Raw genomic sequence first — 7911 nt, forward strand, 5'->3', positions numbered from 1 at the left:
ACGGCTCCTTGGGTGCCTTGGGTGCTCGGGCACCCGGGTGCCTGGGCGCCCGGGTGTTCAGGGGGAGAGCGGGGCGGCGGGGTCCGGTGTCTCCGACGCGGCGCGGTCGAAGCGCTCCCGGGTGTACGCGAGCATGCCCAGCAGATCGTCGGCGCGCGGCCGGGAGAGCCCCGGGGCCGGGCGGGCGGGGATCGGCATTCCGCCCGTGCTGTGCCACTGGAGGCTGCCCCGGGTGTCGATATAGCCCCGGGTCCGCTGGGCGTTGTCGGCGTGGAGGCAGTACGGGACATCGAGCAGCCCCCGCCGGAAGGCCTCCTTCAGCGCCCGGCCGGGTTCGGGGTGCAGCTCCAGGACGGCCTCCACCAGGGTGCGCGCCTCGGCCAGCACACCGAACTCCCCCTCGGCCGGGCCGCGGCCGCACCGGTCGTCCCGGTCGCCGGGGGCGGGGCCCGGCGCCCGGGCCGCGGCGGCGGCCTCCTCCAGGGCGCGGACATTGTCCTCGACGGTGGGGATGCGATGGGCCTCCGCCGGGGTCTTGACGATCAGCCGCTCGGTGCCGGTGCGGGCGGCGAGCCGGGCGCTCTCCCGCAGCAGCGCCAGCGCCCCGCCCTCGGTCCCCGGGAAGACCCCCATATAGGTGTAGAGAACAACGTGCCAGTCGAGACCGGCCAGATGCTCACCCGCCAGGGCGCGCAGGGCGGCCAGCGCCTCGGTGTCCTGGCCGGGATGGGTCTGCTGGGCGTAACTCAGCGAGACGCTGCGCAGCCCGTACCGCCGGAAGAAGACGCCCTCCAGGACGGAGAGGGCCACCAGCAGCCCGGGTGGGCAGAGCTGGCCGAGCATGCAGCCGCCGAAGCTCTCCAGATGGCTCCCGGGGCGGGCGGCGAGCAGTTCGCAGCAGCGGGCCCAGGCATCGACGGAGGCGCGCAGCGGGGTTCTGCCGTAGGGCAGGCAGTACGAGACGGGGCCGCCCTCGGTCGCGTCCAGGCCCGCCGCGAGCAGGGTGCGCACGATCGCCCCGGGCAGCGGTGAGCCATGGCGGACCTGGACGGCGAAGCCGTCCCGGGCGATGGGCTCCAGCAGCTCCCGGGTGGTGCCGGGGCCATGGGCGAGCAGCGGGTAGCCGTTGAGGTCGGTCCCCTCGCGCAGCGCCCGTGCCGCCGAGGCGAAGTCGCCGACACGGGTGTAGCTGTCCAGGGTGAGGGTCCCGGCGGTACGGGCGCGGGCGGCGCGGACGGCCCGCAGTCCGGTACGGGTCCGGGTGAGGTCGGGGAAGCCCATCCGGGGCTGGACGACGAGTTCCCCGGCGAGCCCGGCCGCACGGACCGCCGTGGCGAACGGGCCCAGCGGGACGGCGGCGGCGGGGCGCGGACCGGAGGGTGGCCCGGGGCGGGGTGCGGGGGTCTCGCGGACGGACCGGGCGGTGGGGAAGGAGGTGGCGGTGGGGAGCCCGGTGCGGCGGGCGGGCGGGGCCGGTCCGTCGGCGGTCACCGGAGCTCCGCCCCCAGGGAGGCCCGGGAGGCCCGTGACGCCCGGACGACCGGGACGGCGGAGGCAGTGGGGGCAGTGGGTCCGGCGGAGGCGGCGGAGGCGGCGGAGATGGCCGGGACGGCGGGGGCGGTGCCGGGCGTCCGGCCTTCGGCGCCGCCGCGCGCCAGATAGCGGCGGAACGCGGCGACCCCCGCCGCGTCCTCGAAGACCGCGTCGAACCCGGCCGCCAGCAGTTCCGGTTCATAGGTGCCCGGAGCCGCGCCAGAGGTCCCCAGCTTGCCGCCGATGACGACCCGCAGTCCGCCCAGATCGGGCTGGGCGCGCAGCAGCCGGACCACCCGTGCCCCGTCACGGGCGCCATGGCCGTTGACGCTGCTGATGACCAGCAGCTCCGGGGTGGTACGGCGACAGGTGTCGACGAGCAGCTCATCCGGAACGCAGCAGCCCAGATTGGTCACCCGGTGGCCGAGTTCCTCCAGTAACAGCTGGAGGAAGACGAGATTCCAGGTGTGGGCGTCGGAGGAGACGCTGGAGACCAGGACCCGCTGTCCGGTAGGAAGGGGGCCGGGGCGGCTTCCCGGCTCGGTCGACCGGTGCCGGCCCGGTGCGTGCGGTGCCGGGGCACGGCGGTCGGCCGCCCCCCGTGAACGCTTCTGACGTCGTGAGGTGGACAACGCTGATGCTCCTTCGGTCGGTCGTGGGGCGGCGCCCGCTGACGCGCCGCCGGTCGGCCCGCGGAGACGGGGGCGGAGGGCCCGGGTGGAGTCGGGCACCCCGCCCCCGCCGGTCAGGGGGCGGCCATGACACCCACGGGCCGTACGGGCCCCTCGGGCTCGCGCGCCTCGGCGGGCCGGGTGCGGATGGCCAGCACGGTGCAGCCGGTGCGGCTGGACATCTGATGACGGGTGCCCGGCCCCTCGACCACCAGATCGCCCTTGACGTAGGACATGCCGTCGCTGTGGTCGAGGACCCCGTCGAGGACCAGCATCAGCTCCTGGCCGAGGTGTTCATGGAAGTCGCCGTGGGCGCCGGGGGGAAAGCGCAGGAGCAGCCCGGTCGAGACCTCGCCGGGGCCGGGCGACCACAGCACACAGTGCTCGACGCCGACCCGTCCCGGTTCCTGCCAGGCCACCCAGTCCAGATCGGTCAGTTCAAAACCGTTGCGGAATACATTGGCGATGTATATGGCGCCGTGAGCGCTCTCCGTCATCGTTCTCTCCCCTCGTCCTTTCGGCTGTGCGGACCTTGTGGATTTCCCGGGGACCCCGAACCCGGCTCCCCGGGTACTCCGGATTCATGGGGTGCACCGGATATCCCCGGCATCCCGGATTCCCCGGGCCGGGGTCATGGACGGCTGCCGCCCGGGGCCGTCCGCCCGGGGTGCCCCGTGGCGGAAACCCGTCGGGCGGTGAACTTCCGACCCCTCGCACCACGTTAAGCACGCTGCACAGGGCGGGGTCCGTTCATTCGCCGATCGGTGGTATCGGAAGCTCCGATGGGCGGCGGAAAGGCGGTTGCGGGGAGCCGGTACGAGGGACCGCCACGGCTCCCCGCCTGGTGTGATTTCCGGCCGTGCGCGTCCGGTCGGAAATTCCGCGGGGAACATCCGGGCTCAAACGAAATTCGATTGGAATCAAACGAACGCGGTGCGCTCCAGCGGGACTTTAGCGGAATCGCGCCGCAAGGCCCGGATTCCCGGGTGTCGTTCCGATCGGCTCAGGCGAACTCCACCGCCTCCACCGGCTGCCGCTCCCTGCCGACCCGTTCCGCGACCCCGCAGACCGCCGCCACCGCCGCCATCGCCTGGTCCGACCAGAGCGCGCGCACCCCGAGACGTACCCGGGGCAGCCCCGGCACCACGGCCAGTCCGTAGCACTCCTCGCCCCCGCACATCGACTCGACGGGCAGCATCGCCACCCCGTACCCGCTGCGGGCCAGCTCCCGCGCGCCGCCCACCGAGCCCGCCTCGACCAGGGGGGCGTCCACCCCATGGGCCTCGCGCAGGGTCGTGGCCAGCACCTGGTGCGAGACACAGTCCGGGTCCACCACCAGCACCCGGGCGCCGGCCAGGGCCTGGGCACGGTCGCCCGCGCGGGCGAGGGCCGTCCGGCCCACCGGCACCACCTCGATGGGCGGCAGCTCCCGGACCATCACCCCGACCGGCAGCGGCTCCTGCACCCCGTGGTCACCGTGGACCAGTGCCACATCCACGCTTCCCGTCCGCACCGCCTCGGTCGCGCCCGAGATCGACAGCTGCCGGGGGGAGACCCGTACATGGGGATAGCGGTAGCGGCACTCCCGTACCAGGGAGCCCACCCGGGACTCCAGCAACAGGGCCGACGCGCCCACCGAAGCCCGGCCCGCCATCTCGCCGGTCGGATTCAGCGCGCTGGCCATTTCGTCCATGACATGGAATATGCGCAAGGCGTGATCATGGAAGATCTCGCCCGCCGCGGTGAGCCGTACCCCGTGCGGCATGCGCTGGAGGAGTTTGAAGCCGACATGGGATTCCAATGCGCGGATGTGCGCGCTGATACTCGACTGCGCGTACCCCAGACTCCGGGCCGCTTTGGTGAAACTGCCCAGCCGGGCCACTTCCCGGAAGGTGCGCAGCTGATACATCGAAAGATCGTATGTCACACATCGCCCCAGTCACGCGAGGATCAGCCCGCCCGGGGCTGATACCGAATCGATCCGATTCCCTTCCTTTTCTCTTCGTTTCCCTTCCGTCCGCCCCCGGTCCGCGCGGCGCTCCCCTTCCTGAGCGATGCGGGCCGTCCGTGCCCCCGGACGCCCTGCCTGTCTTCTCACGGGGAACGTACGCTCACGTACCGGGGTTCACGTGCGTGAACCAGAACATCGAATCTGTCCGGAGATATCGCTACGACCGATCGCCCGTATCGGCGGGAGCGGGGGCACCGGCCCGTACGGAGGGGAGCGCCCGGCCGGTACCGGAGTGGAGCGCCGTCCGGCGGGGAAGGGGCGTCAGCCGGCCGAGGAGGTGTCGCCGCCCCGGGTGCGCCTGCTGTGCCGGGCCACCCGGACCCGGTTGCCGCACCCCGGGGTGCACCAGGTGCGCCGTGGATGCCCCTGGACGAAGTAGAGGACACAGGCCGGCGCCGGACACGCCCGCAGCAGCCCGGCCCGCTCCCCGGTGAGCAGCTCCACCCCCGCCAGCGCGATCTCACCCAGCGCGGTCAGGACGGGATCGCCCTGGGGCCAGTGCGGCACGGCGGTGAAGCCGGGGCCCGTGCCCAGCTCCAGCCAGGGCGCGGCCGAGCGCGCCGCCGTGTTCACCACGGCCGTGGCCCCGGCGGGCGGGGCGCCGCCCGCGACCCGGGCGGCACAGAGGTCGCGCAGCGCCCGGCGCAGCTCCCGGCAGCGTTCCACCTGGGCGGCGTCCGGCGCCCCGGCGGCGTCGAGCAGGGGCCGCAGCGCGGGGCTGAACAGCGCCCGCCGGGAGCCGAACCAGCCGGTCAGCGCGGCCGGGGCCGCCAGCGCGTCCACGAGTCGGCCCCGTAACCCCCCATGGACAAATGTGGTGTTCACCAGCTCCAGGGGCAAGGGCTCCCCGGTCAGCGGGAGATGGTCGGGGTCCGAGCCCGGTGATCGCCTCTGTGTGCTGCCGCCCATGGTCCCTATCTTCCCGCCTGGCCGAAAGAGAGGTGTATCTAATGAGTGACGCTTTGTGCTTCCATTAGTTCCATGGGTCTTCCGCCCCAGGAGGCCCCGGGAATGCCCTGAAATACCCTGGAAGTCCCCGGCGCCCCAGCGCCCACGCGTTCAGCCCGCCCGGCACCGCCCCGCTCAGCCCAGCCCTTCCCGGCCCCCTGCCCCGGGGGCGTCCGCGGCAGGGCCCGCCGCAGAGGGAAGCCACCGTGTCCGACATCCCGCGCTCCGCACCGGCCCCCGGGGGCCGTCTCCGCCCCGCCCTGGTGAGCAGGGCACCGGTCCGTGCGCCGTACCCCGTGATCGCCGTCGCCACCCTGGCGGCCGTCGGCGCGCTGCTGCTCCTGGTCACCGTGGGCACCGTGCTCGACCAGCCGGTGCTCGTACCGCCGCTCGCCGCCAGCGCCGCACTGGTCCTCGCCGCCCCGGGGCTGCCGCTCGCCCAGCCGCGCGGGGTCGTCGGCGGGCAGCTGATCTCCGCCCTGGTCGGCATGGCCGCCGTGGCCCTCGCGGGCGACTCCCTGTGGACCGGGGCGGTCGCGGGAGGTGTGGCCGTCGGCGCGATGGCGGTGGCCCGTACGCCGCACTCCCCGGCCGCCGCCACCGCGGTCCTCGTCGTCCTCACCGATCCGTCCCCGCCGCTCTTTCTGGGGCTGCTGCTCCTGGGCACCCTGCTGCTGGTGGCAGCCGGGATCGTCACGGCGCGGCTGGGCGGCGGCGAACGCTACCCCGTCTACTGGTGGTGAACGACGCCCCATGGCGCACGCTCCCGTACCGCCGGATCCGGGCGGTCCGCGCTGTCGGCCCGTTCCGGTACGGGCGGGCAGCCGACCGTGCCCCCCGACTGCCCGGGGGACCGACGACAGCCGGGGGTCGCCCCCGGGACCCTGGACTCCCAGGACCGCGCGGGGGCGTCCTCGGGTGAGGGCAGGTGCCGGATCCCCCGCGCGGTCGGGCCGGGCCGGACTCCGGGGCCGATGGGCTTCTCCGTGCGGTCACGGGGAAGGGCCGGTGGGTACCGCCCCCGGTCCGGGGCAGGGGCACGGGCCCGCCCCGGGGGCGGGGCTGCCGGGACCGAGGGGGCGGGTCGGGCTGGTCACCCGTGGCCGCCCCGGGGGTTCCGCCGGGCCGTGGGCGTGGGGCTCACGGCCCGGCCACCGGTACGTCCCTCCCGCGCGGGCCGTCCGCCCGAGGCCGCGCCGGAGGCCCGCCGGGGTGTCAGGAAGCGGGGGACGTACGGGCGGTGTCGTGCGGATACAGGTCCCAGAACGCCACCACCGCGGCCGAGGTCTCGGCGGGGCGGTCGGTGTTCGGCGAGTGACCGGCCCCGGGGACCACCGTGCGCCGGGCCTTCAGCCGTACCGCCATCTCGTCCATCAGCGGCACCGGCCAGGTGTCGTCCTCCTCCCCGCTGATCACATGCTTGGGGAGTGAGGCGAGCGCGGCGAGTTCGGCCACCCGGTCCGGCTCGGTGGAGAGCTGACGGCCCGTGGTGATCAGCTGGAGCGGGTGGGTGAGCATCCAGCGCCGTCGCAGGTCCGCACCGTCGGTGGGGGTCTCCTCCGACGGCTCCAGCGCCTGGATCGCCTCCCATACCTCCGCCATCCCCATCACCCCGAGCGCGTCGCCCAGCATCCGTACCTTCTCCCGCTGGGAAGGGGAGATCCGGGCGGGGCCCGAGGACATCACGGTGAAGGTGCGGAAGGGGGTGCGGTCCAGCAGTACGGCGGCGCGGGCGATCTGCCCGCCGAGGGAGTGCCCCAGCAGATGCAGCGGGCCCTCCCCGGCGACGGCTTCGGCCTGGGCGAGCACATCGCGGGCCAGCTCCTCCTGGGCGTAGGCGGCGGGGTCGTCGGGGCCCTCGGTCTCGTACTGGCCCCGGCCGTCCACCGACACCACCCGGTAGCCGGCGGCGGCCAGGGGCTCCAGCAGCGCGATGAAGTCCTCCTTGCTGCCCGTGAAACCGGGCAGCAGCAGGGCGGTGCCGCGCTCCGTGCCGGGGGCGGGCCGTGCGTCGAGGACGGCGAAATCCCCACGGGAGGTCCGCAGGGTACGGGACCGGGCGCACGCGGGCGGGACGAAAGTGGGCGGCCTGCTCATGCCCTGAGGTTACCGACGGGTCGCCGGAGGCGCGCGAGAAGCCCCCGGGAGCCGGTGGAGCCGGACCCCGGGGGCGGGAACGCCGACGGCCCGGCCCCCGGGGAGGGGACCGGGCCGGGTGACACGGCCGGTGTCGCCGATCAGCCCTCGGCCGGTGCCTCGGCTGCGGTCGCCTTGACCGTACGGGTCCGGCGGCGCGGCTTGGCCTCCGCGGCCCCGGTGTCCTCCGCCGCCTCGGCGGTGGCGGTGGCCTTGGTCGCGGCAGCCTTGGTCGCGGCGGTCTTGCGGGTCCGGCGCGGCTTGACCTCGGCCACGGTCTCGGCGGCCTCGGTGCCTTCCGCGGTCTCGACGGCCTCGGTGCCTTCCGCGGTCTCGACGGCCTTGGTGGCCGCGGTCTTGCGGGTGCGACGGGGCTTGGTCGCGGTCACGGCCTCGGCCTCGGTGCCTTCGGCCGTCTCGACGGTCTCGGCAGCCTTGGCGGCGGCGGTCTTGCGGGTCCGGCGCGGCTTCGCCTCGGCCACGGTCTCGACGGCCTCGGTGCCCTCCGCGGTTTCCACGGCCTTGGTGGCCGCGGTCTTGCGGGTGCGACGGGGCTTGGTCGCGGTCACGGCCTCGGCCTCGGTGCCTTCGGCCGTCTCGACGGTCTCGGCA

Annotated in this window: 7 protein-coding genes and 1 pseudogene; 1 reads left to right on the top strand and 7 read right to left on the bottom strand. The window is 74.7% G+C overall.

Going from position 1 to position 7911, the window contains the following annotated elements; all coding sequences use genetic code 11:
* Positions 1–57: 57 nt before the first annotated feature.
* The 5 genes from ABT354_RS07665 to ABT354_RS07685 all read right to left on the bottom strand — a co-directional run bounded on the left by ABT354_RS07665 (position 58) and on the right by ABT354_RS07685 (position 5124).
* Positions 58–1347: a methylaspartate mutase gene (locus ABT354_RS07665; protein WP_351491121.1), complete on the bottom strand. Its 1290-nt coding sequence runs from the start codon at positions 1345–1347 to the stop codon at positions 58–60.
* 140 nt (positions 1348–1487) lie between these two features.
* On the bottom strand, positions 1488–2165 hold the full coding sequence (locus ABT354_RS07670) for a cobalamin B12-binding domain-containing protein (protein ID WP_351490405.1): 678 nt from the start codon (positions 2163–2165) through the stop codon (positions 1488–1490).
* A 113-nt stretch (positions 2166–2278) separates the two neighbouring features.
* On the bottom strand, positions 2279–2701 hold the full coding sequence (locus tag ABT354_RS07675) for a cupin domain-containing protein (RefSeq protein WP_351490407.1): 423 nt from the start codon (positions 2699–2701) through the stop codon (positions 2279–2281).
* 506 nt (positions 2702–3207) lie between these two features.
* Complete coding sequence (locus ABT354_RS07680; RefSeq protein ID WP_351490409.1) at positions 3208–4113, bottom strand: LysR family transcriptional regulator; 906 nt, start codon at positions 4111–4113, stop codon at positions 3208–3210.
* A 363-nt stretch (positions 4114–4476) separates the two neighbouring features.
* Positions 4477–5124: a CGNR zinc finger domain-containing protein gene (locus tag ABT354_RS07685; RefSeq protein WP_351490411.1), complete on the bottom strand. Its 648-nt coding sequence runs from the start codon at positions 5122–5124 to the stop codon at positions 4477–4479.
* A 245-nt stretch (positions 5125–5369) separates the two neighbouring features.
* Between ABT354_RS07685 and ABT354_RS07690 the strand changes: the two genes are divergently transcribed.
* Positions 5370–5906: an HPP family protein gene (locus tag ABT354_RS07690; RefSeq protein WP_351490413.1), complete on the top strand. Its 537-nt coding sequence runs from the start codon at positions 5370–5372 to the stop codon at positions 5904–5906.
* Positions 5907–6378: 472 nt separating this feature from the next.
* On the opposite strand, the gene ABT354_RS07695 is transcribed toward ABT354_RS07690, so the two are convergent.
* Positions 6379–7260 (bottom strand): alpha/beta fold hydrolase, encoded by an 882-nt coding sequence (locus ABT354_RS07695; protein WP_351490415.1) that lies wholly within the window; start codon positions 7258–7260, stop codon positions 6379–6381.
* A gap of 140 nt (positions 7261–7400) precedes the next feature.
* Positions 7401–7911, bottom strand: a pseudogene (locus ABT354_RS07700) (DEAD/DEAH box helicase); the annotation flags it as partial.

The organism is Streptomyces sp. NPDC000594, assembly GCF_040299965.1.
Classification (GTDB): domain Bacteria; phylum Actinomycetota; class Actinomycetes; order Streptomycetales; family Streptomycetaceae; genus Streptomyces.